Consider the following 24,177-nt stretch of genomic DNA (forward strand, 5'->3'; position numbering starts at 1 on the left):
AAACATTATTTATTAATAACAATAAATTAAGATATGAGGGTCAGAAATAACCTTACAGAAACGATGGGTGCTATGAAAATTGAAATTGAAAATAATATAATAGAATTTAATGTTCAATATGGAAATAGAAAGAAAATTTCAATTCATATAGATTCATTAGGTCTCATAACTGTTAAAGTTCCCAAAAATACAAGTAAAGAGATCATCATAAGCGCTATGGAACATCAAGGGAAATGGATACTTGAGAAATCACATAACATTGCAGCTGTTCGTGAAACCCCGAAGACAAAAGAGTACCATGATAAGGGCAAGTTCCTTTATCTTGGAAAAGAGTACTCTCTTCAAGAATTAATAGAGACAAATGAGTTAGAGGAAGAGGAACTCAAAAGAAATCTCAAGAAGTTCTATTTCTCTAGCTGTAAGAGGATTATAGGAGAACGAATAAAAAGTTATCAAATACAACTGAGAGTAAAACCCAAAACCATTGAGGTAGTAGAGTCTAGAACCAAGTGGGGAAGTTGTAGTTCGGATAAAAAGCTAACCTTTAATTATCGCCTAGCCATGGCCCCAATTGAGGTTATAGATTATGTGATCATCCATGAACTATGTCATCTGATTCATATAAATCATGATAGATCATTTTGGAGACGTGTAGGAAGTATTATGCCGGATTATAAACAAAAGGAAAAATTTTTAGCACGGTATGGGCATTCTATGACGCTTTAAAAATAAGGCTAAATTTGAGAATACTGCGAGAGGTTTCATTGTACGCAAGCCAGAGCCGATGCAGAATTGTAATAGCAAGTGGGGCTACTGTGATAAATAAATTCCAATCTCACAAGCCTTGAGTAACTTGGAGTGGTAAGATACCGTTCTTTTTTTGCAGATCTGTCCACGATATCTTGTCCTAAACTAGCTTCCTCAGCATAGATATATTGTAAAGAGGAGCGTGAACACAGTGGACAAGAAAGTAAAACGTTACTATCAACTGAAGCAAAAGCAGAAAGAGACAGAGCAAGAACTGACGGAATTGCGTAGTGAGATTTTGAACCATTGTGCAGAGCAGGACGTGACCGATCTTGAGGTTGGAAGTTATAAGGTGAAGATTATCCGCCAAGAGCGGAAGGAATATGATGATCATAAGCTTTATGAATCACTGCCTGACCCCGAAGTGTGGCGTATGCTCTCAAAGCCGGATTCCTCCAAGATCGCAAGCTTAATTAAATTAAATGTCATCTCGGAAGATAGAATTAGAGATACATTTTCGGTTAAGAACATCACACTGCTTCAAGTGGATAAAATATGATAGTTATTTGTTCGACATAGGCTAAAAGGAAATTAATTAATCTTTGAGAGAGACGAACTTCAGAAACATTGGGGTTCGTTTTTTTTGGTCTTCACTGCAGACTCTTTTTATGAGTGGTATAATGCGAAGTAGTTCGACAAACGATGTCTTTTGACAAAATTCAACCGAAGAAGTGATATAAGGTGAATAGAATAAGTCCGAGTATTAAACATAAAACAGTTTTTTTGCTAAATAAGTATTTTACAGGGGACTCGATTGATTACAAACAAATTATCGCTATCATTATTCCGATTTTTGTGGACCAAGCTTTTATTATTCTGATGAGTTTGCTGAATACTGCGATGATAAGCTCCTCAGGGGTTGCTGCCGTAAGTGCGGTGAGTATGGTAGATTCGCTGAATATTTTCTTGGTTAATGTGTTTGTCGCTGTGGCGACAGGTGGTACAGTCATTGTTGCGCAATATAAAGGTAGTGGGAATCAAGAGATGGTATCAAAGGCTGCTTCGCAAGCGATATCCGCCGTTGCGTTATTATCTGTACTGATCAGTACGTTCGTTATCATTTTTCATACGCCTACCTTAAACTTGTTATTTGGTAATGCTGATGCTGAGGTATTCCACAATGCCAAGATTTTTCTCATCGGCAGTTGTATCTCTTATCCATTCATTGCGATATTTCAAGCTGTGAGTGGCGTACTCCGAGGTGTTGCGGAGACAAAGGCATGCTTGGGTTTATCTTTAATTATGAATATAACGTACTTGTGTTTAAATATCGTGTTAATCACGGTTTTCGATATGGGTGTCATGGGGTTAGTGATCTCTATGATTCTAGCCAGAATATTGGGAATGGCTACTTCCTTAATCTATTTGTTGAAATATAATCATACGTTACGCTTCAAAATAAAAAATGCGCTGAGACTTGATTTTTCGATTCTAAAGAAAATTATGTTCATCGGGATTCCGTTTGCTGCTGAACAAATGTTCTTCAATGGGGGTAAGCTATTAACGCAGACGTTTATTGTACAATTGGGGACGATAGCGATGACGGTGAATGCGATTAGTGGCTCCATATCGCTGTTATTTCAAATTGGAGGGAATGCACTGAGCATTTCCATTGTAACGGTTGTTGGTCAGTGTATCGGGCGAAGGAACATTCAGGATGCAAGGAAGTTTATTAAATCTTTTATCGGACTTTCTACGGTGTTCTTCGTGATCGCAACGGTAATAATACTGCCATTCTTCCCGCTGATTGTGAAATTGTTCTCTCCGCCGGAAGAAATTATTCCCACGATATTCGCACTTATTTTATTAATAGCGATTGCACAACCTATTTTGTGGTCATTGAGCTTTATTATGCCATCGGCATTACGTGCAGCTGGGGATTCGAAATTTACGTCGATCTCTTCCTTGCTTACTATGTGGTTGTTCCGTGTGATACTAGGCTATATTTTGGGAATTACACTCCATTTTGGTATTATGGGTGTATGGGTAGCCATGGTCGCCGAATGGGGCGTTCGTGGATTGATCTTTGCATGGCGATTCAAAGGGGAGAAATGGTATGCCCACAAGCTGATTTAACAATAGAAGCTTTACAACGAATAGGTAGAATCCAATAATAATGGGAGAACTTGATCTCATCGACGAGTATCGACTCATGGTCTTTCCCGTTGTGTTGGGTAGCGGAAAACGTTTGTTCGGAGACGGGATAGGTAAGGTCTTGAGACTGGCTGATACAAAGATATTCAGTTCAGGCGTTGTTGTTCATACCTACCATCCTGCAAAAGATTAATTAACCTCATCGGTTGAAAGTGTAGAATGAAGTGCACCCCATAGAATAGACATTGGAGAACCCTCTGGGGTTCAACTGATGAAATTCATGGGGTGCATTTTTTGAAAAGTTCTTCTTTTCCAAATATCTGAATCCCGCAGTTGTGGCAAGATAACCGCCTTTGCTAACTGCCTGTTGAAATATAAGGTTGGATACGTTAACATCGTTGACAAAGTCTGCGAGAGCTATAAAATGAACTGTTCCTCTTTGGTACGGCAAGAACGGAACGGGCTTAAGGTATGATCCAAAATATAAAAACAAAGGCAAGTGAAGGGGGCATAAATCCATGACGAAAGTACTCGTAGTAGATGACGAAGTTAGCATTGCGAGCGCCATAGTTTATGCGCTTCGAAGAGAAGGTTATACGGTGGAAATGGTTGGAGATGGGCAAGAAGCACTTGACCGTGTGCAGACGTTCAAGCCCGATGTGATGGTACTTGATGTCATGATGCCGCGGCTAAGCGGATATGACGTCTGCCGCAAATTGGAAGACCAGCAACAACGACCGGCAATTCTTCTGTTGACCGTTAAGAACGATATTGTTGATAAATTGCTAGGGTTAGAGCTTGGTGCTGATGATTATATGACTAAACCTTTTGATATGCGGGAAATCATCGCCAGAGTGAAGGCATTATCACGTAGGCGCGTAAGTGATTCTTCGGGGCACCTTTCTCAGGATCAGGTGCTGATTAGACTTGCGGGACTCACCATAGAATTGTTTAGCCGCATGGTTCGTTTGGATGGGCAGCAGCTAGACTTAACGCCAAAGGAATTTGATCTGCTTGTGCTTTTGGCGCGTAATCCTGAGCGAGTATACTCCAGAGAAGCGCTGCTTGAGCAGGTATGGGATATGGGTTTTGCGGGTGGAACGCGTACGGTGGATATCCATGTGCAGAGACTGCGCAAGAAGCTGGGTGAGATGCAAGGAGTGATTCAGACGGTATACGGCATTGGATACAAAAGCACGGAGACCCCATAGTATGAAGAGGAAAATACGAATTGGCTTGAAGGGGAAAGTAGCTGTGCTGCTTGCCTTACTGCTCGCGTCCGTTCTGGTTGTACTCAGCACTTTGGTGCTTACGGGGATACGGGAGGATCAGCGTAATCGTCTGGAACAGTCATTTGCTCATGAAGCAGCAGCTGCGAATTTGAGAGTAAGGCAGGAATTTCTGACCGGAACACGAATAACGCCAGATATGTTCATGCAACAGAGCGGTCAGCGGCTTGCGGTTGATCTCGGTGCACAGAGTGGCCTGGCGGTCACCTTATATAAAGCCGATGGTTTATTCGCAGGCACCTCACTCCCGATTCAGCCTAGAACAGATGTTAAGGACGCTTTGGCTTATACAGCCAAAGGACAGTCTGTCTATATAACAGAAGGCGATCAGCTGTTGTATCTAGCCCCACTCTATCATGCGGATGAATTACTTGGAACGGTGCAGTTTCATGATTCGCTTGCAGAACAGTATGCCTTTTATTCGTGGATTCAGAATTTATTTCTCGTAACTGGGGCTGCGGTTCTGGTGGCGGGCTTCCTGATCGGATACTTATATGTCTGGCGTCAGGTGAATGTAATTGCGAGATTGAACCAAGCCGCTAAGGAGATCGGGGAAGGGAAGTATCTCGTTGCTCCTCAGGTCCATAGGAAGGACGAGCTTGGAGAGCTTGCACAAGGGATTTATGAGATGAGCGAAAGTATCTCCTCCTCCGTCAGCCAGCTTACGGAAGAGAAGCTGAAGCTGCTGGGTGCTATCGCACGGTTACAGGAACTGGAACAGCAGCAGAAGCAGTTCATCGGTAACATTAGCCATGAGCTGAAGACGCCGCTCACATCGATTCTTGCTTATGTAGATTTGCTGGAAATGTATCGTGATGATCCGTCTCTATTGGAAGAAGCCAGAGCGCAGATTGGCAAGGAAGCGGAACGCCTGTATAGACTTGTAGAGAAGGCATTGCAGTTGTCCTCAATGGATATCTATGAATTCGAGACAAAGGCGGAAGCTGTTCAGGTGTTGCCGCTACTTCAGGAAGCGGTGAATCGCTTGCAGGCGAAGGCGGGGAGATATGCAGTAACGATGGAAGCCCATTTAACAGAAGGGACCGTATGGGCTGACCCTGAGAATATGATGCATATGGTGCTTAATTTACTAGATAACGCTGTAAAATATAACAAACCTGGAGGAGCCGTGACCCTCTCAAACCATTCGTTGAAGAATCCAAACGGTGATGACTGTATGATTATAGAGGTAGTGGATACCGGCATCGGTATTCCAGCTGATGCGCAGAGCCAGATATTTGATCCCTTCTATACGGTTAACGGAGATCGGTCTAGGGCGCATGGTGGCACGGGACTCGGATTGTCGCTCGTACGCAGTCTGGCTGAGAAGCAGCACGGCTCGATCCGACTCGCCGATTCCGGTCCGAACGGTTCACGGTTTGAAATCATCCTGCCGATATATGATCTAAATACGGAGGGGACTCTAACTATACATGAAAGCCCAGACTCTAATTAAGTCTGGGTTTCGTTTTATTGTTATCTAATTTGCTTAAGTTATTTTGATTAGGGGGTACATTGTTTACAAGTTGTTTACAAGCCAGATATGTTTTTGAAATAACCTGAATCTATACTGTAGTCAACAGGGATGCTTGAAGAAGGGGTAGCATTACAAGGCTGATTGAGCTCGCAGTGTATGCTCCCTGATCGAAATGATAACTCAGGAGGACCTGTATGAAACAGATAAACGGAAAGAATAGTGTAAAGTTTTTGCTAGTTATGGCCCTTTTGGTTACCTTAATGGCCTGTCAGTCATCCCCTGAGAGGGTTACCCCAGTGACGCCGGGCAGCAACCAACCTGGGGCAGGCACGCAGACCAGTTCAGGAAGCACAGCGGGCGGACGTGATCGCAAGCTTACTGTCGTGGAAGGATCTGCACAGAAAGATAATCAGGAAGTGGCCGTAGATCGGATTCATCGTCTCGAAGGCTCCAATATCGAAGCTTGGCTTTCAGACGATGAGGTTAGAATTAATACGACGAAACTGTTGAAATCTGGGACGGATACAGAAGAACCGAAATATTCGTACACCACGTCAATCGTTGACCTAAGTACCGAGGAACAGCGAGAAGTAATGGACAATCAGCAGCAGCTCCAAGAGATCGTAAAGGAGGCTGTATCACCGGACGGTAAATTTAGCTTCATTCAGAAGTGGAAGAACAAGTATACAGCAGATAATTTTATTAAGAACCTGAGTACAGGTAAAAGTATCGCCGTGAAGGGTGATAACTATATGGAAACGGGCGGTTGGTTGGATAACGATTCGTATATTCTCGCGGCAGGTTCTATGAAAGGACGCGGAGATATACGCCAGATTGCCACAGATGGCACCTTCACGAAGCTGGCACTTGAGGATAAGGACGTCGAATATTTTAATCGATTTGGTGTGAGTAAGGGCCGTATTTACTATACGGATTTGAAGAATAACTTAAAAGGTTTTGAGCCGGGGAAGGCACAACTGACCATTCTTGCCAAGGGAGTCTGGGATTTCGAGATCTCACCTGACAGTAAGCATATCGCAGTATCAACGGTAAGTGATCAGGGTAAGCTTGGTACCGAGTTGCTTATTTACGATTCCGTAGGCAGTCTGCAAGGTTCCTTGATTGCAAAAGGCGATATGATGTCTTATCTAGCCTGGTCACCGGATTCATCTAAGCTAGCTTTTGACGTGTACACCACGGATAAGAGCGGGATGAACGGAGTATTTATTTTTGACTCCGCTACGGGTAAGGTATCTCCAATCGGTCCGTCCTACTCGCCTGTTGGTCAGTCCTACAATCCACAGTATCCGCTAAGCTGGAGCCCTTCCGGCAAACGGCTCGGCATCACTATTGAAGACAAGGCATCGTTAATTGTCACACAAGTCATTGATTTTAAATAACGGTTTAATGAAAAGGGGAAGAAGAATATGAAAAAATCAATCATGTCTCTGGTCGTAATAGGAATGACTGTATCGGGTGCTGCGGGTGTATATGCAGGAAGTAATATGCAGAAGATCACGGCATATCTTAACCATAGCATTGGGTTTAAAGTGAATGGAGCTGCTTACATTCCAGCAGATAGTAACGGCAAAAAACTAGCTCCAATCACATATCAAAATACGACCTATCTACCTGTGCGAGCGATAGCGGATGCGCTGAAAGTTCCTGTTGCGTATGACAGCAAGAGTGATCAGGTGCTGATTGGAAGCAGTCAGTCAACAGGAAACACTACTTCGCAAGTGAATTTAACAGAGGTGAAGTATAGCAAGGAACAGGTTAAAGAGATCAATAAGGCGTTTGCTAATTTTGAACACTTTCAGGCCGCATATGCTCCACAACAAATGATTAAAGGAGATACCTATCAGATGACTGGTGCTTCGGATGATAGTGTGACTCTGAGATTTAGCCATATGACCGTAAGGATTTCACCGAGAGATTACTCTGACGGTTATGAGAGCAAGACTGTTAAACTATCTAATGGAAGTGTTGCAAAGTGGTATACGCCTAGTGATACGCCAATGTTAGGCTTCAAGCTTGACGATCGGATCGTGACAATCAGCTCGGAAGATCATTCCTTGAGCAAGGTCCAAATCGAGAAGGTAGCGGTAAGCGTAGCTAAGTTGAAGTAAATAACAAATATATAGATTAGAAATTAAGATATGAAAAGGTTAAAAGCGGCAACAACGTAGATTCGTTGGATGCCGCTTTTTGGTTGAATAAGAGAGAATAGTTAGAAGGAACGCTGAGACAAGCCACTTTATGGTCAGGAAAAGGAGTTGTTGATTTAGAAATGTACAGCGTTTTAAAAGAAGACTATGTAAAATGATCGAGAAAGTGATGAAGTAGGAATCAGACAACCTAACAGAAGCATATTGGTTACATAAACGCTATTGAGGTGAACCATGAAACCAATGATTCATAATCATGAGTTTAAAATGTATGTTATAACGGTTTCGGATATAAAACGGATCTTTATTATGGAAATAGTAATTGGAGCGTTGACTTATTCAATAGCTATGAAAATTTTTCATAATGTTATCTTAGCAAGCGCGGGAGGATGGGCTGGCACAGAAGGAATAAAGAGATTGGGTATTGTTAAAAAATTATCTTTTTAACATATGATGGTATAGGTCATCCTCCATTAAATTTATTCACACTATATATTCTTTTGCCTAATATAGTGAGATTGACGACAGGTAACGAATACGTTAGTCTTAAAGACGATTGAAGAACATAGCCATGCACAATAAAATATAAGAAGTAGGGAACGATATAACACCCTGCTTCTTTTTCTTTGGAGACTATACATGCTATAAATAGCAAAAGGAGATAGAAAATGCCCACGATTACCGCAAAACCATTTGATAAAGAAATGCAAACCATATTAAGCGAATTACAATCTGGTTATCACGCAGGGGAATTGAGTAAGAAGGAAATTTCGGAATTACCTGAAGAAATATATGTAATTGAAGATGAAGATCATATGGTCGGGTATGGTGTGATTTGGGAATACCAAAGTGGGAAACAGTTAGTTCATAAGGCTGAACAAGATTATTTCAGCAGTGATGAGAGATATCTAGAAAAGGATTTCTATATTGATATTAACAACAAAAAAGATATTGTATTTATAGAAGTACTGGATGTTTTAAAAGATTTCGAACGCAAGGGTTATGCAGCTTTCTTTATAGACTGGCTTAAAGTGAAATACCCTAATAAAAAAATGTATGTATATACGATGGATAAATCACGAAATTTTTGGTACAAGCAGGATTTTGAGGTTGTAGGCGATTCGTTATGGATGTCATATAATTAAGTAATAGTAAGAAGAGACTCCCTCCTAAATTGGATGGAGTCTCTTCTCATTTGTGAACCGAAGATCGAACAGCCCGATGATCCATATTCGACAAAATAACCTGAATTGTGTGTAGAAATATTATACAGAACTACTATATAACAGTAAAATAGTCCCTTGTTTTATAGTAGTTATCACATCATTATTATTACAACCGCATTTATCTTACATAAAAACGATTATCTCATAAGAAAGGGTGGAATCTGTAAATAAGAAATGGATCTAAATAAGGATGGTGAGGTTGAACGGTAGTACATTTTAGCAGAGTTATGTAATCGCTTACAAAAGACCTTCTTAGAGCGCTTCTTTCTTGGATATTGCATTCCTCGATCACATTATTATTCTAAGTAAGATGTACTTTCTGTTTCTTGTAGAACTTGCTTTTCGAAATCAAGTTTAATAGGAGTGATAAAAGTGCGTATGTTTATTCAAAAGAGATTTTTTAAAGTAATGGTATTGTTTATGACTTTTATTTTAGCTGTTGGCACATTACTACCTGCACCAACATCGTATGCGGCAGAAACAGAAATACAAACAGAAACAGAAACAGAAATACAACAAACAGAAATAGATCCACTTGCTCCACAAAATTTAAGAGTTGTAGCGGACTCCATAACGGCTACTAGTGCAACGATAGCATGGGATCTTCATGAGGATGCTACTATCCTTGATATTGATGTTTGGAACGCTGATGATAATGCTTATTATGATTATGGAAATAATGGAACCAGAACACTGAATAAGTTGACTCCAGAAACCACGTATAAATTTTATGTTACATGGTTTGAGAGACCAGCTACGGGTGCGCATAAAAGTAATATCGTTGAGTTTACTACGCTTGCAGGAGAGGTAGAACCCGAGCCTCCGACGAACATAGGTCCAAGAGACTTAAAAGTCGTGGAAGTGACGCATAATACCGTTTCGTTAGAATGGACTCCTGTACCAGGAATAAATAGTTATTGGGTTTGGGACCAAAATAATAAATACATTACTTGGGCAAACGATGGTGCTAAAGTAGTTGGGGGTCTAGAACCAGAGACAACATATTCTTTCTTCATTGGACCTGATGGAATTCAAGCACCTGTCCTCACACCAGAACAAAAGACCAACGTAGTAACGTTTACTACACTACCTGATAAGAGCGAATACCCAGATGCACCTTTAACGGCACCAAGCTATTTAAAAGTGACGGATGTAACGGATGCCTCTGTTAAACTAAGTTGGGGCGCAAGTCCTCAAGCAACTGGTTATGATATTTATGTGAATGGGGGTTGGAGTGGAGGTACATGGGATAATTTATCAACCACTTATGAATACGCTCCCACTGAGGGGCTGATAAAAGGTCAGACGTATACCTTTGAAGTCGGGGCACAAAATCCCCCGAATAAGGCCTCGGCTAATAGTAATAAAGTAAGCATGACTTGGGGAGAACTAGAAGCACCTAAGGATGTAAAGGTCATAACGGCAACAAGAACAACAGTTTCATTGGGATGGGCCCCTACCTCGGGTGCCACAAGCTATGATATTTACCAAGATGATGTTCGAATAGGCTCAAGTGATTCTAATCGCTATGTAGTTAACACACTTACTGAAGGTCAATCTTACTCCTTCAAAGTCGTGGCCAAAAACAGCCTTTGGGAGTCCTCAGGAAGTAACGAAACAAAGGCCGTACCCGGAAGCAATTATAATATCGTTTCTTACTATACATCTTGGTCTGTCGGCGATAGAGATTATCAGCCAACCGATGTAGACGTATCCCAAGTCACTCATATTAATTATGCTTTTTCAGATCTATGTTGGAAAGCATTCGGAACAGGTGCTATTGCTTGCCAGAACGAAGATATCCCTTTACAAAAGGACTACGTGTTTGATGGTGAAATGATCATTGGAGATCCTGAAGTAGATTTGAAAAATTTCGACACTCTTGCAACAATTAAAGATCAACATCCTAACTTGAATTTAATGGTCTCTGTTGGTGGATGGTCTTGGTCAAAAAACTTCTCAAACATGGCATTGACCGAAGAAACCCGTCGAGCTTTCGCTAACTCCGTTGTTAAATTCCTACGTGAGTATCGTTTAGACGGAATTGATATTGACTGGGAATACCCGGTTGAGGGCGGAGAAACTAGTAATATCAGAAGACCTGAAGATAAAGAAAATTTTACACTCTTGGTAAAAACAGTTCGTGAAGCTTTAGATGCTGCGGGTTCTGAGGACGGCAAGTATTATCTTCAGACGATCGCATCCGGACAGGGAGATAATTTCACCGTCAATGCAGACTTTGTGAATTCCGCAAGCTATCTGGATTTTATCAATATCATGACTTATGATTACAGCGGAAGCTATGAACCACTGGCTAATCATAATGCACCGTTATATTATGATAAAAACCTTCCTAAATCCTCAGCACCTAGAAATAATGTGCAAGGAGGAGCCTTAGGCCATCTCAATGGAGGTGTACCTAAACATAAATTAGTGTTAGGAATTCCGTTTTATGGTAAAGGTTGGAGAGATTGTCCTGCTAATGGAGAATACCAGACTTGTGCCGGTGGCACTACAGAGGGATCGTATGAAAGTAGTATTTTTGATTTTTCAGATATCGAAGACAACTATGTGAACAAAAATGGATTTGTCCGTTATTGGAATGAAGCTGCAAAAGTAGCCTATGTATATAGCCCTGATAAGAAGGTCTTTATTACCTATAATGACAAAGAATCCATGATGTATAATACCTCGTTCTTGAAGTCATTGGACATTGCTGGCGTCATGAGCTGGGATATCAGTGGAGATCGTAATAAAACGCTAAGCACACAGTTAGTTCAAGACCTGCCAATCGATGGCTCTGTGAATAAGTCAGCACTAGCTGCTCCTCAAAACCTCATAGTTCATTCAAATAGCCAGAATTCTATTCAAGTGAAATGGAATGCAACGGCAGAAGCAACGGGATACGAAATTTTTGTGAATAAACAATGGGTAGCTAATACAACAGAAACACAATATACGTTAAGTTCTCTTACGGCCAACACCAATTATAAGATTCATGTTATTGCTATCGTAAAAAACGATAATCAAATTCAAAAAGTATCAGTCAATAGTAATGAGTTGAGTGTGACTACACTATCACCACCAACACCAATAGACCCTTCTACACCAACAGGACCATCCACGCCATCACAACCATCAACACCTACACCTACAACATCAACACAACCGACAAAAGGAAAAGATCAACTGGATACTCGTATTACTAAAGAAGGTGATAAAGTCATTGTAAAATTACAAACGGATGCTTCATTAGTAACGATTAATCAGTCAACATCAACAACATTCAAAGTCATGGTTAGCGATAAAGCGAAGCAGATAGAAGTTAATGTTCCTAAAGAGATCATTGCGACTATTGCGAAAAAAGGGAAACAAGCGCTGCTGTCCATTGTTACGAATGAAGTGGAGTACATCATTCCGATTGGTGCTGTTAATCTATCAGCAGATCTTAGAATCACTATCCAAACTCCTGCACAGAACATCATCGATCAACTGACGAAGTTGTCACAGTCTAATGATGGGAAGGTACTGGTTAACCCGCTTGAATTTAAGATTGAACAACTAAATCCAGACAAGACATACGTTGAGATTCAGGATTTTGAGAACTACCTTCTGAGCCGCAAGTTTACATTAAATGCTAAAGATATCGATGTGAACCGAGCTACTGGGGTTGTCTATATCCCAGGTACAAATGAGATTCGTTCCGTGCCTACCTTATTCACTGTGAACTCAGATGGGACTGTAACCGTTGAATTGAAGAGACAAGGGAATAGTATTTACACCATTGTTTCAACCAACTTTAACTTCAAGGATGTTAGCATGGGTTGGGCGCAAAAGGATCTAGCGCTGGCTACCTCAAAGCTAATTGCAACTGGAGTGAGTTCGGATCAATTCGGATCGAATAGCCATATTACACGCGCTGAGGTCACTTCGATGATCGTAAAATCTCTAGGCATTATCCCTACTGAGCACAATGAAAATTTCACAGATGTAGATCCTCAATCGAAGTATGCAAGAGAAATTGCAGCAGCGAAACAAGCTGGATTCATTAAAGGAAAGACAGAAGATACATTTGGTCCAAATGATACGGTGACACGACAAGAAATGGCGGTTATGCTTGCTAGTGCAATGAAATATGCAGGTATGAAGCACGATGCAAATCTTACACAGCTGAATCAGTTTAGTGATCAAAGTACTATTTCTTCGTATGCGAAAGCTTCATTAGCACTGATGGTTGAGCACAAAATCATTCAAGGGGTTTCTCAAATTAAATTAGATCCCCAGTCGAATGTAACAAAAGCTCAGGCTACAGTTACTGTCATGAGAACTCTTAGAACACTGGGATTATCTAATTAATATAGAAAGGCATGGAATTCATATTCCGTGCCTTTTTACTGTCTACATACATGATAACATTGGTGGAGAAATAATCATTGTTGAAAGTGTATATCTAAGGGAATTACAATACCGATAGCGACGTATACTACTGCAAAAAACAGGCAAGACAAAAGGGGCAAACAACCGCCCCTTTTGTCTTGCCTGTTTTAAACCTTAGTTCTTAGCCTTTTACTGCACCTTCAGTCAGACCTTTTTCGATAAATTTGGATATAAACAGATATATAATCAATACAGGTATAACGGTAAGAGACACAGCCGTTGCCATAAGTCCGAAGTCGGTTCCGTATTGCGAACTGATTTCATTCAACAATGCAACAATTGGACGAACGGTCTCTTTATTAACAAAAATCAATGCAGAGAACAAGTCATTATACGACCACAAGAACACGAAGATACTTACCGATGCAAATACGGGTCTGGATACTGGGAAAAAGATCTTAACGAACATCTGCCATCTATTGCACCCGTCAATAAACGCTGCTTCTTCCAGTTCCTTAGCGATGGTTGTCATATAACCGGCAATAACTAATGTCGCAAATGTCAAGTTACCTGCAGTTTGTGGTAAAATCAATCCCCAATACGTATTAACTAAACTCGATTTGATGAGAATTTCGTATACAGGAACGACAGTCGCGAAAGCAGGTATAAGTAAGGTTGCATAAAGAATGGAGTAGATTGCCCTTCTCCCTTTAAAGGTAAATCTAGACAACACATATGCGGCTAATCCACCAAATAGTAGCACGAATAATACCGTGCTTCCTGACATGATCAAGCTATTGATATAACTTTTTCCTATGTTTATTCGATCAAATGCAGTCGTATAGTTAACAAGCACAGGTTCCAAGGCTAATGAGAACGACTTATTCATAACATCTCTGGATACTTTAAATGAGTTATTAACAATCCAGAATAGTGGATATATTGTCGTTAAGGACCATGCTACTAATACAACATACATGAGGGTGGTACTTAAACTAAATCGGCTTGTTGTTTTAACTCGCCGAGTTTTATGTTCATTGTTAATGGCTGGTTGCATAAAATTACACCCCTAATAACAGCTTAGTATGTGATTTCTTCGCTTTTTAACAAACGGTTGGCAAGCAAAGCTAATATAACACCGAGAACAACCATATAAATAGCAATCGTTGAGCCGTAACCGAAGTTTTGATCGACCATCGCTTTTTTATACATATAAGTTCCCAACACTTCCGTGCCGTTCTGACCCCTTGAAATTACCCAAACGAACTCGAATATTTTCATGGTACCAGTAATGGCTAACGTAATAACAACCTTAACGTCATTCATAATCAAAGGAATCGTGAGCCTCATTGTTTTCTTGAAGCCAGTAATTCCCTCAAGCTTGGCCGCTTCATAATAATCGGCAGGGATCTTCGCCATTGCTGTCAAGAATAATACAAAATAAAAACCAACATAGTGCCATACTGTAGGAACTGCAACAGCTTTTAATGCATTACTCTCACTCAACCAAAGAATTTTCTCTAATCCTAAGTTAGCCAAAACACTGTTTAATAGACCGAAATTATAGTTATAGAATAGAACGAACAGCAACGAAATCGCTGTACCAGAAATGACGACTGGAAAGAAAAATACAGTACGGAAAAATCCCTGGAACTTACTAATATTATCAACCAGTACTGCAAGTAATAAGGCAATACCGACCTGAAAAACAATGACATATAGCATAATTTCTAATGTGTGCAATGTTGCTGCACCCAGCAGGTTATCTGATATCAAACGTTCATAGTTATCCCAACCAACAAATTTTTTGTCGAAGAATCCCCTTGTACGAAAAAAACTGAGATATAAACTCTTAAAGAACGGATAATATAAAAAGATCGACATTAACGCTGCCATTGGGAACAAGAACATCACAATATATTTTCTATCGCCCTTCATATTTATCACCTTTGATGTTTATTTTTTCGAATGCTGTTTAAAAGATTACGCCGCCTTGAAAAGAGGGGCGGCGCAGATCATATAATCAGACTTTATTTAAAATAGGATTATTACTTCTTGTTAGCATCCTCAATTTCCTTGGCCTCTTTAATCACGTCAGCTGGCGATTTCTTTCCGGTTACAACTTGTTGAACGCCTGCACGAAGAGTAGAGAATGTTTCTGGAGCAATTCTGCTGTCCACTGGATTGCTGAGCGAATCCGATTTTGCAGCCATTGCAAAGCCATCAGATACAGCTTGTGCCATACCTTCGATTTCAACAGTAGCAGCAGGAGTACCACCGTTAGCAGTAGCAACTTTTTTAATGATTTCTTTGGAAGTCATGTGTTTCAGCAATTCGATTGTAGCATCCTTCTTATCTGCATTGTCGTAAGTAGATTTAGGAAGATAGAAGCCAGTACCAAAACCACCTACAACATTGTTACCGTTACCAATACCACCAGGAATTGCAGGGAAAGGAAGTACAGTTGTATTATCTTTAACTCCAGCGTCAGTGAAACCACCAAATGCCCATGAACCTTCGAGAATCATAGCAGCCTTACCTTCACCATAATAGTTAGAAGCCATACCAAGATCGATAGTTGCAGCATCTTTAGGGAATGCGCCAAGGTCATAAAGTTCTTTCATAGCGGCATAACCTTTTTCCCAGTTAGGATCGATTCCATCTTTCAAGCCTTTAGCTTGACTTTCTGGACCAGCAGCTGCCAGGATGAAATGCTCAACTAAATAATGGGATTGGTCGAACGGAGCAGCCAATGGAATGATGCCTTTAGCAGCAAAAGTTTCAACAGCTTTCTTTAGTTTGTCCCAATCTGTAGGAAGCTCAAGATTGTTATCTGCGAACAACTTTTTGTTTACGAACAGACCTTCATAGAAACCAGTTTGTGGAGCAGCATAAATGTTTCCATCTGCTTGTCTTGTGTTCTCAAGAGCACTTGGAGAGAAGCCAGCTTTCCACTCAGGATTCGCATCAAGGATGTCGTTCAAAGGAACTACTTTACCTGCATCTACAAAGCCCTGAGCGTCAGCACCGACGAAGTAGAACAGCAAATCAGGCTCATTTCCAGTCGTCATATCTGTGTTGACTTTTGTTCTGTAACCGTCATCATTTGCAGACATAGTGTCATTATCAATCTTTACGTTAGGATTCTTTTCCGTGAACTCATCCAAAGCAGCTTGGAAAGCATCACGAGCTGCGTCAGTACCACCGAATGTTGAGAATACGCGTAATGTTACGTCCTTTTTAGGTTCCTCTGCCTTAGGTTCCTCCGCTTTAGGGTTTTCACTTGGAGCATTCTTAACCTCGTTCTTACCATTTCCACAAGCTGCCAAGAACATTGTGAACACTAACAACATACTTAGTAGAACTAACGACGATCTTTTCACTTTGTAAATCCCCCTTAAAAATGGTTTTTTAGATACACGTGTACTTGCTCTTGCTGTCTACACAGATTCTATGCCATGCATCTAATAATTGTCAATGAATTCAAAGGGATACATTTCTCTAAAAATTTAGGGAACTAATATACGAGTAATGGTGTGTAATTAATGCGAAAGTAGCTTATTTCATAGAGCGAGATTATAGATATGTCAGGAAATGTAATAGTTAGTCTTAAGATTTCTTGGAGTGATACAGGAAGTAAATAGAGCAGAGAGATATGAGGTTGAGAGGCTAAGTTGTGGGTTGTAGGTGTCATATAATGAGATGAAAATAACGATGTTGTAGTGATAGATCTAAAAGATGAGTTCCTAAATTTTAGTTGCACCTTATGAGTAGGCGAATAATACGATGGAGTAAATGCACTGTGATATTAGCGGAGAAGGGTGTGGCATTTATGAATGGAAATATTAAAAATTTTTATGCGGGTGGTAATACCGCCCATGGTTTTGCAAGTCTGATGGACTCGTCCTTACAAGAACTGGAGCGTCTTTTTATTGTAAAAGGGGAATCACGTACAGGAAAGTCAGAATTTATTCGGACAATCGGAGACCATATGGTTTCTAATGGCTATGATACCTGGTTTATTCACTGTGCCGCAGACAATGGATCTCTCGATGGAATAGTTGTTCCATTCTTAAAAGTAGGAATAATCGTGGGAAGAGCGCCATATGTCATGGAGTCAACATTGCCAGATATCGCTATCCAATACGTTAATTTAAGCGAGGCTTGTGATACGACTCAACTGATCATCCATGAGTTAGAAATTGAGCATTTAAATGAACAAATCTCTCAAGCCTACCAACAGGCGTATTCTGGCTTTGCAGAAGCGCTCCGCATTCATGATGAATGGGAAGCGCTGTACATTGCAAACATGGATTTTCAGGAAGCTGATGTGCTGACTAAAGAATATATTGATGCTCTCTACGGTGACCGAAAACTCGAGAAACAGAGTCGGGTGGATCACCGATTTTTGGGTGCCGCAACGCCTAAAGGTGCAGTAGATTTTGTCCCCAATTTAACTGAAGGCTTGAAAAGGTATCTTATTAAAGGTCGGCCGGGATCTGGTAAATCTACGATGCTCAAAAAATTAGCCGCTGCAGGAATTGAACGAGGCTTCGACGTTGAGATCTACCATTGTGGCTTCGATCCCAACAGTCTGGATATGATCATCGTACGGGATTTGCAATTTGCTATATTTGACAGCACCGCACCGCATGAGTATTTCCCCGACCGTGAAACCGATGAGATTGTAGATATGTATACTCGCTGTATAATACCTGGAACAGATGAAGAACATGCGGAAGCTGTTATCCACATCAGGGAACGATACGCTGCTCAAATGAAACAATCTATGCAATACCTAGCACAAGTTAAATCCCTTCAAGATGAGCTGGAGGCAATCTATGGCCAATCCATGGATTTCTCTCTTGTAGATCGAATGAGGGATGAAGTGCAACAAGAGTTTACCCACATAGCTGCTATCGCAGACTGAGCGAAGATTTAAGTCATTTATAATAAAGACGCTTACATTTTGCTATTGACGGATCTAGTAAGTATGAACTATTATAGTCTCATAATAAAAAACGAATTCACTTGGTGTGTTACCGTTATATTAATGGGCATGAGCCAAGGAAGCGGTCCTTATAATTATAGGTCCCTTTCCTTGGCTCTTTTTGTTGTTATTTTATTGAAACTCCTAGCGTATAGTCAGTTAGGTATACGGGGATAGTTATTATAACACGAGTCAAGATGTAATCGCTTTTTTATTGCCAAATAGAGTGATAATTCAACCAGATTGGGAGGTTATAATCGTGTTTTCTAAATGGAAGAAGAAAACAAATGAGAGTAAAATTATTGAAATTTTCTCTCCTGTAACAGGTGAATCGCTTTCACTTACTCAGGTACCTGATGAGGCGTTTGCCGGAGGCCATATGGGCCGGGGGGTAGCTATTGAGCCCACAATTGGAAAGCTCATCGCTCCGTTTAACGGAACGGTTGCTCATATTATCAAATCCAATCATGCCATCATGTTGGAACATCCATCTGGGCTGCAATTCCTGTTCCATATTGGAGTGAACACAGTATCCCTGAAAGGGGAAGGCTTTATCTCACACGTTACTATCGGAGATAAGGTTGAAGCAGGGCAAGTGTTAATTGAATTCGACATCGAGAGAATCAAGAGCGAAGGTTATCCCGTAATTACCCCCATCATTGTAACGAACGCCGATGATGTGACAACTAACTTGGAGTTATTCAGCGGACCTGTTCAAGCGGGCAGTACGGTCATTTTGAAGGCGGTTTTAAAGTCATAGTTAGTATTCCAAAATGGAAAGGATGATTAAGACATGTTAGCTTTTCTTCAAAAAATCGGTAAGTCGCTGATGCTTCCAGTAGCAACATTACCAGCAGCAGGTATCCTGAAAGGCTTTGGTTTAATTGACTATGAAAAGGATTTTCATCTTGGTGCGTTCGGATCCTTTTTAAATCAATATTTCGCCCCGTTCTTGAATGCTGGTTCGGATGCTATCCTAGGCAACTTGGCAATTTTGTTCGCTGTCGGTGTCGCTATTGGACTTGCTGGTGATGCGGTTGCAGCTTTGTCAGCAGTGGTGGCCCATTTAGTATTGGGTAAAGTCCTCGTTCAAATTCCTCTATCTTTCACCTTCCTAGGAGAAGGTACCAAGTTGGACATGGGTGTCGTTGGCGGTATCATTTGTGGTATGGTTGCAGCTTATATGTATAATAGATTTCATAAAATTAAAATGCCGGATTGGCTTGGGTTCTTTGCTGGTAAACGCTTCGTTCCGATGGTTACGGCATTCTCTATCCTTATATTGGGTATCATTCTCGGTTTGATTTGGGGACCTATCCAAAGTGCTCTTGATAGCACTGGTGAATGGCTGGTTGGTCTGGGCGGCTTAGGAAGCTTCTTGTTCATGATAGGTAACCGTTTGTTAGTACCATTCGGTCTGCATCATGTGCTGAATAACTTCCCGTGGTTCCAAATTGGAAGCTTTACCAACGCTGCTGGTGAGGTAGTACATGGTGACATAGCTCGCTTCTTAGCAGGAGATAAAACAGCAGGTCAGTTTATGGCGGGTTTCTTCCCGATCATGATGTTCGCTCTTCCAGGTGCGGCATTGGCTATCATTCATTCAGCTAAGCCTACGAAACGTAAGTTAGTTGCTTCAATCTTTATTGGTTCGGCTGTTGCTTCAATTCTTACGGGTATCACTGAACCGTTGGAATTCTCTTTTATGTTTGTTGCTCCATTGCTCTATGTTGTTCATGCAATACTAACAGGTGTTTCTGGTTGGATCATGTACGCACTTGATATTAAACTCGGATTCAGTTTCTCCGCAGGTTTAATTGACTACTTACTTAACTGGAAATTGGAAACGAATCAGCTGTGGTTAATTCCTATTGGTCTTGTATTCTTTGTAGTTTACTACTTCCTGTTTAGATTCTTGATCAAAGTTCTTAAACTCAAAACACCAGGCCGTGAAGATGACGACTTGGAAGAAGACGCTATTGTAGGCAATTCGGCTGCCGCTGGTGCTTCCGACAGTAGAGCCGCTAACATTCTAGCTCAACTAGGTGGACCTAGCAACATTAATTCAGTTGATGCTTGTATCACACGTCTTCGTCTTATCGTTAAAGATGAGAACGTTGTTAATGATGCTGGTCTGAAGAAACTTGGTGCTTCTGGCGTTATGAGACTCGGAAAAGGCGCTGTACAGGTCGTTTTCGGCCCGCGATCCGAAGAGATTAAGGACGAAATTAAGGAATTACTGTAGGCTAACACTAGCCTATTAAATTCACTTGATCTGTAGTCGGAAAAATTAAAAAACGTGGTGATCACTCCAATTGAGTTGGGAGTAGTCACCACGTTTTTTATTATTTCATGGACTACTTAAATATGTACCAACTATTTCACCTCTGAACATGTATCGTTGTTCTCTACAACACGATGATATGGGCTATACAAGCGCCAACTTTGGCAGCTGTTTATGCCGTAGAGTGTATCCTAAAGTTGGATTTAATTGAAAATTAATAACATAAATTTAACATTTTGTTAATTTAGTGGTATAGTAAGTGATTAGCACTCCTCAGTAAAGAGTGCTAAATAATGTAAATAAATAGAAATATTAAGGCTTTAAATCATAATTAGTGGTTACAGAAAATAGAGAACTATGCAGATGGTAGCTTTGCCCCTGAATTTTCACCGTAATGAACAGGTTAATCAAAAAAAATTTGGGGGCAACAGCGATCGGAAGGACAATCCATCCGCGTAGCGGTCAACTATCAACTCGATATATTGGTCAACCACTGATTTCTGTTTTGGAGTCATAAATATATCTATGATTACTAAATGATCAGATTTCTACTATCAGATTGATAAAGGAGATAACGTCATTGAATGCAAAAAAAGTATTAGTTGGCAGTCCAGTGTATCAAAAACCAGAAATATTGGAAGCGTTTTTAAATTCCTTGAAAAAGCTCAACAGGGATACTATTTCTATCGATTATATGTTTGTTGATGATAATATTGATGAAAAATCGAGTCAACTGTTAGCTGAGTTTGAAAGAGAAGAATCAACAGTTCATATCGTTCGTGGTAACGAGCAGGGGGTATATCTGTGCAATGATAAATCCCACTACTGGGACGATAGCTTAATGTTAAAGGTAGCCAATTACAAAAATTCTATCATTAATTACGCAATAGAAAATAATTATGATTATCTGTTTTTTGTAGACTCTGATTTGGTATTGCATCCTAATTTGATAGAGCATCTAAAGAAGGCTAATAAACATATAATCTCTGAAATATTTTGGAGTCAGTGGCATAATGATAGACCTTTTGAACCCAATGTTTGGCTGTTTGACGAATATGATTTGGTTCCTAAGAGATTAGGTGAAGAACTGAGCGAACAAGAGATGGATATACGACAAATGAAGTTTTTGAACCAACTTAGAATTCCTGGGTTGTATGAAGTAGGTGGATTAGGAGCGTGTACATTAATTAGTAGAGCTGCATTAGTAGATGGCGTTAGTTTTGAGCCTATTAAAAATTTAACCATACATGGCGAAGATAGATTTTTCTGCATACGGGCGGCTGTGCTTGGTATTGACCTTTTCGTTGATACTCATTATCCTGCGTACCATATTTACAGAGAGAGAGACTTAGAAGGTGTGCAAGATTATGTGAAAGGCAATGAAGCAGACATTGCATTTGTACGCCGATCTAAAGAACAGGGGAATAAAATCACCCTTTCCATGATAGTAAAAAATGAAGAAGGACGTTATCTAAATCAGGTGCTAAATAGTTTGAAGGGGCATATTGATGAAGCTGTTATTATTGATGACGGAAGTAGTGATAACACAATAAATATGTGTAGAGAAATACTTAGAGATATTCCTTTGCATATTATACAAAATGAGAAATCTATGTTTGCAACCGAGGCTGAGCTTAGGAAAAAACAGTGGAGTGAGACTATAAAAACAAATCCCGACTGGATTTTAAACCTTGATGCAGACGAATTATTAGAGGATGGTTTTTGGGATGATGCACAAAAACTTATTAATGAGCAGGAGTATGATTTTTATTGTTTTAGGCTATATGATATGTGGGATGAAACTCACTATCGCGAGGACGAATTCTGGAATGCGCAGAGTATTTATAGACCATTTCTAATGAGATACCAGCCTGATTTTAATTATATATGGAATGAAGCACCTCAGCATTGTGGAAGATTTCCTATGAATACTTTCTCTCTTCCAAAGGCTAAATCTGAATTTCGGGTGAAGCATTTAGGTTGGGCAGCACAAGAGGATAGAGCAGAAAAGTATAAAAGATATCAGCTTTTGGACCCCAATGCGATATATGGAGTTAGAGAGCAATATGATTCCATTATGGATACCCATCCCAATTTAATAAAATGGGAAGCGGTCGAAGTCATATGAAAATCGAAAAAAATAAGGTGAATGTGGGTGTTGGTTTTGTAACAGGACGTAGAAACTTTAAAAATGTGGTGAAAACATATGTCGACAACTGGAATGAATCTGGACTTGTCGATAATAAGAAAAATGCACTCCACCTGTTTGTTGCTTACGATTTGAAGTATAAAAGGACAAAAGTGAGTGATTACAAAATTACGGACGAAGAAATATTGGATATGGTGGATTCGGCATATTATTTAGGAAATTCCTCAATAACAACCGAGGCACAATATCTAGTTGAAAAGAAAGTAATTACTTTAAAAGAGGCTAACTTGGTATTTGGTGAAGGTTATGCAATGAAAAGAAATGCGGTTTTGTATTTTGCATTAAAAAATAAAATGGACTATCTCATTTTCCTGGATGATGACGAATACCCGATAGCAAATATAAAAATTAATGATAGCATCGTTTGGAAAGGTCAAGAGGTCTTATCAACACATATTAACAATATTAAATATGCTGATATGACACATGGGCATCATTGCGGTTATATTTCTCCAATACCACAATTTGATTTCAACAATAAGCTCTCTGAAGATGAGTTTAGAATTTTTGTGGAATCTATAAGCAATGATATTATTAACTGGGATTCAATAAAAGAAAAAATGAATGATGGCGGAGTTACATATGCTGAACTTGATATCATTAATAGTGAAACTATTGAAGTCGTTGAAGAAGTAAATGGAATGAAATTTATTTCCGGTGCTAATTTGGGCTTTAACCTCAAGAATCTCGATAAATTATTTCCGTTTTATAATCCACCGGGAGCAAGAGGAGAAGACACTTTCTTAAGCACCTGTATTGGTGAATGTAATATAAGGAAAGTTCCTTGTTATACCTTCCATGATGGTTTTTCTAAATATGAGAATTTGCTTACTGGAGTGCTTCCCAACAAATTAAAAGGAATGAGGGCTGACTCAAGTGTAATTACTAAAAGGTTCTTAAGAGCTTCGATCGGCTGGATTAGGTACAAGCCCCTCTTGCTTTATATTACTCAAAGAGATCATTACGAAACCGAAATTATGAAAATGAAAGAAAATTTATCAAAGGTAATTCCAAAGATTTGTGATTATTTTGGGAATGATGAATTCAAAGATATATTAGACGAACTTGATTTTTATCATGCGCATGTAGAAGAACATTATAAGGACTTCGAAAATACCAAGTCAGCGTGGGCAAAAATAATACTTTTTTTAAAAGGTCAATGAAATCGTACCTTATTTTGAAAGTTTCTTGATTTAGTAATCGGACAAATCCTCCTCAACATATTCAATTTGATGAGGGTTTGTCTTATTTGTCAT

The 24,177-nt window shown here is 39.9% G+C and carries 19 protein-coding genes and 1 pseudogene; 17 read left to right on the top strand and 3 right to left on the bottom strand.

Going from position 1 to position 24,177, the window contains the following annotated elements; all coding sequences use genetic code 11:
• Positions 1-72 precede the first annotated feature (72 nt).
• From UB51_RS00555 to UB51_RS00600, 12 genes and pseudogenes are all read left to right on the top strand, one after another.
• Positions 73-726: a M48 family metallopeptidase gene (locus UB51_RS00555; RefSeq protein WP_052676094.1), complete on the top strand. Its 654-nt coding sequence runs from the start codon at positions 73-75 to the stop codon at positions 724-726.
• 232 nt (positions 727-958) lie between these two features.
• Positions 959-1,306: a hypothetical protein gene (locus tag UB51_RS00560; protein WP_044875607.1), complete on the top strand. Its 348-nt coding sequence runs from the start codon at positions 959-961 to the stop codon at positions 1,304-1,306.
• Positions 1,307-1,488: 182 nt separating this feature from the next.
• On the top strand, positions 1,489-2,883 hold the full coding sequence (locus tag UB51_RS00565) for an MATE family efflux transporter (protein WP_044875608.1): 1,395 nt from the start codon (positions 1,489-1,491) through the stop codon (positions 2,881-2,883).
• Positions 2,884-2,923: 40 nt separating this feature from the next.
• Positions 2,924-3,094, top strand: coding sequence for a dihydrofolate reductase family protein (locus tag UB51_RS26750; protein ID WP_082062958.1), 171 nt, complete (start codon positions 2,924-2,926; stop codon positions 3,092-3,094).
• A 325-nt stretch (positions 3,095-3,419) separates the two neighbouring features.
• On the top strand, positions 3,420-4,112 hold the full coding sequence (locus UB51_RS00570) for a response regulator transcription factor (RefSeq protein ID WP_044875609.1): 693 nt from the start codon (positions 3,420-3,422) through the stop codon (positions 4,110-4,112).
• Between the two features lies 1 nt (position 4,113).
• On the top strand, positions 4,114-5,646 hold the full coding sequence (locus UB51_RS00575) for a sensor histidine kinase (RefSeq protein WP_044875610.1): 1,533 nt from the start codon (positions 4,114-4,116) through the stop codon (positions 5,644-5,646).
• A 215-nt stretch (positions 5,647-5,861) separates the two neighbouring features.
• Entirely contained in the window at positions 5,862-7,067 is a 1,206-nt protein-coding gene (locus tag UB51_RS00580) for a hypothetical protein (protein ID WP_044875611.1), read from the top strand.
• Positions 7,068-7,094: 27 nt separating this feature from the next.
• A complete protein-coding gene (locus UB51_RS00585; RefSeq protein WP_044875612.1) occupies positions 7,095-7,796 on the top strand; it encodes a stalk domain-containing protein in 702 nt (233 codons plus the stop codon).
• A gap of 104 nt (positions 7,797-7,900) precedes the next feature.
• A pseudogene (locus tag UB51_RS28635) lies at positions 7,901-7,993 on the top strand (GNAT family N-acetyltransferase); the annotation flags it as partial.
• Positions 7,994-8,069: 76 nt separating this feature from the next.
• Complete coding sequence (locus UB51_RS00590) at positions 8,070-8,282, top strand: hypothetical protein (RefSeq protein ID WP_044875613.1); 213 nt, start codon at positions 8,070-8,072, stop codon at positions 8,280-8,282.
• Between the two features lie 221 nt (positions 8,283-8,503).
• A complete protein-coding gene (locus UB51_RS00595; protein WP_044875614.1) occupies positions 8,504-8,980 on the top strand; it encodes an N-acetyltransferase in 477 nt (158 codons plus the stop codon).
• A gap of 459 nt (positions 8,981-9,439) precedes the next feature.
• The gene (locus tag UB51_RS00600) at positions 9,440-13,417 is read left to right on the top strand and encodes a glycosyl hydrolase family 18 protein (protein ID WP_044879801.1); all 3,978 of its coding nucleotides are present in this window, start codon (positions 9,440-9,442) and stop codon (positions 13,415-13,417) included.
• 202 nt (positions 13,418-13,619) lie between these two features.
• On the opposite strand, the gene UB51_RS00605 is transcribed toward UB51_RS00600, so the two are convergent.
• The 3 genes from UB51_RS00605 to UB51_RS00615 all read right to left on the bottom strand — a co-directional run bounded on the left by UB51_RS00605 (position 13,620) and on the right by UB51_RS00615 (position 16,821).
• A complete protein-coding gene (locus UB51_RS00605; protein ID WP_044875615.1) occupies positions 13,620-14,495 on the bottom strand; it encodes a carbohydrate ABC transporter permease in 876 nt (291 codons plus the stop codon).
• A gap of 23 nt (positions 14,496-14,518) precedes the next feature.
• Positions 14,519-15,376 carry a carbohydrate ABC transporter permease gene (locus UB51_RS00610; protein WP_044875616.1) on the bottom strand — a complete coding sequence of 286 codons (858 nt, stop codon included), beginning with the start codon at positions 15,374-15,376 and terminating at the stop codon, positions 14,519-14,521.
• 110 nt (positions 15,377-15,486) lie between these two features.
• Positions 15,487-16,821 carry an ABC transporter substrate-binding protein gene (locus UB51_RS00615; protein WP_044875617.1) on the bottom strand — a complete coding sequence of 445 codons (1,335 nt, stop codon included), beginning with the start codon at positions 16,819-16,821 and terminating at the stop codon, positions 15,487-15,489.
• Between the two features lie 449 nt (positions 16,822-17,270).
• Here UB51_RS00615 and UB51_RS00620 point away from each other — a divergent pair, with 449 nt between their 5' ends.
• The 5 genes from UB51_RS00620 (at position 17,271) to UB51_RS00640 (ending at position 24,084) form a co-directional block, all read left to right on the top strand.
• On the top strand, positions 17,271-18,368 hold the full coding sequence (locus UB51_RS00620; RefSeq protein WP_044879802.1) for a PRK06851 family protein: 1,098 nt from the start codon (positions 17,271-17,273) through the stop codon (positions 18,366-18,368).
• Positions 18,369-18,687: 319 nt separating this feature from the next.
• The gene (locus tag UB51_RS00625; RefSeq protein WP_044875618.1) at positions 18,688-19,188 is read left to right on the top strand and encodes a PTS sugar transporter subunit IIA; all 501 of its coding nucleotides are present in this window, start codon (positions 18,688-18,690) and stop codon (positions 19,186-19,188) included.
• A 33-nt stretch (positions 19,189-19,221) separates the two neighbouring features.
• Complete coding sequence (locus UB51_RS00630; RefSeq protein ID WP_044875619.1) at positions 19,222-20,673, top strand: PTS transporter subunit EIIC; 1,452 nt, start codon at positions 19,222-19,224, stop codon at positions 20,671-20,673.
• A gap of 619 nt (positions 20,674-21,292) precedes the next feature.
• Entirely contained in the window at positions 21,293-22,840 is a 1,548-nt protein-coding gene (locus UB51_RS00635; protein WP_044875620.1) for a glycosyltransferase family 2 protein, read from the top strand.
• Positions 22,837-24,084: a hypothetical protein gene (locus tag UB51_RS00640; RefSeq protein WP_044875621.1), complete on the top strand. Its 1,248-nt coding sequence runs from the start codon at positions 22,837-22,839 to the stop codon at positions 24,082-24,084. Before UB51_RS00635 ends, UB51_RS00640 begins: the two co-directional genes overlap by 4 nt.
• Positions 24,085-24,177 lie beyond the last annotated feature (93 nt).

Source organism: Paenibacillus sp. IHBB 10380, assembly GCF_000949425.1.
Taxonomy (GTDB): Bacteria; Bacillota; Bacilli; order Paenibacillales; family Paenibacillaceae; genus Paenibacillus_AQ.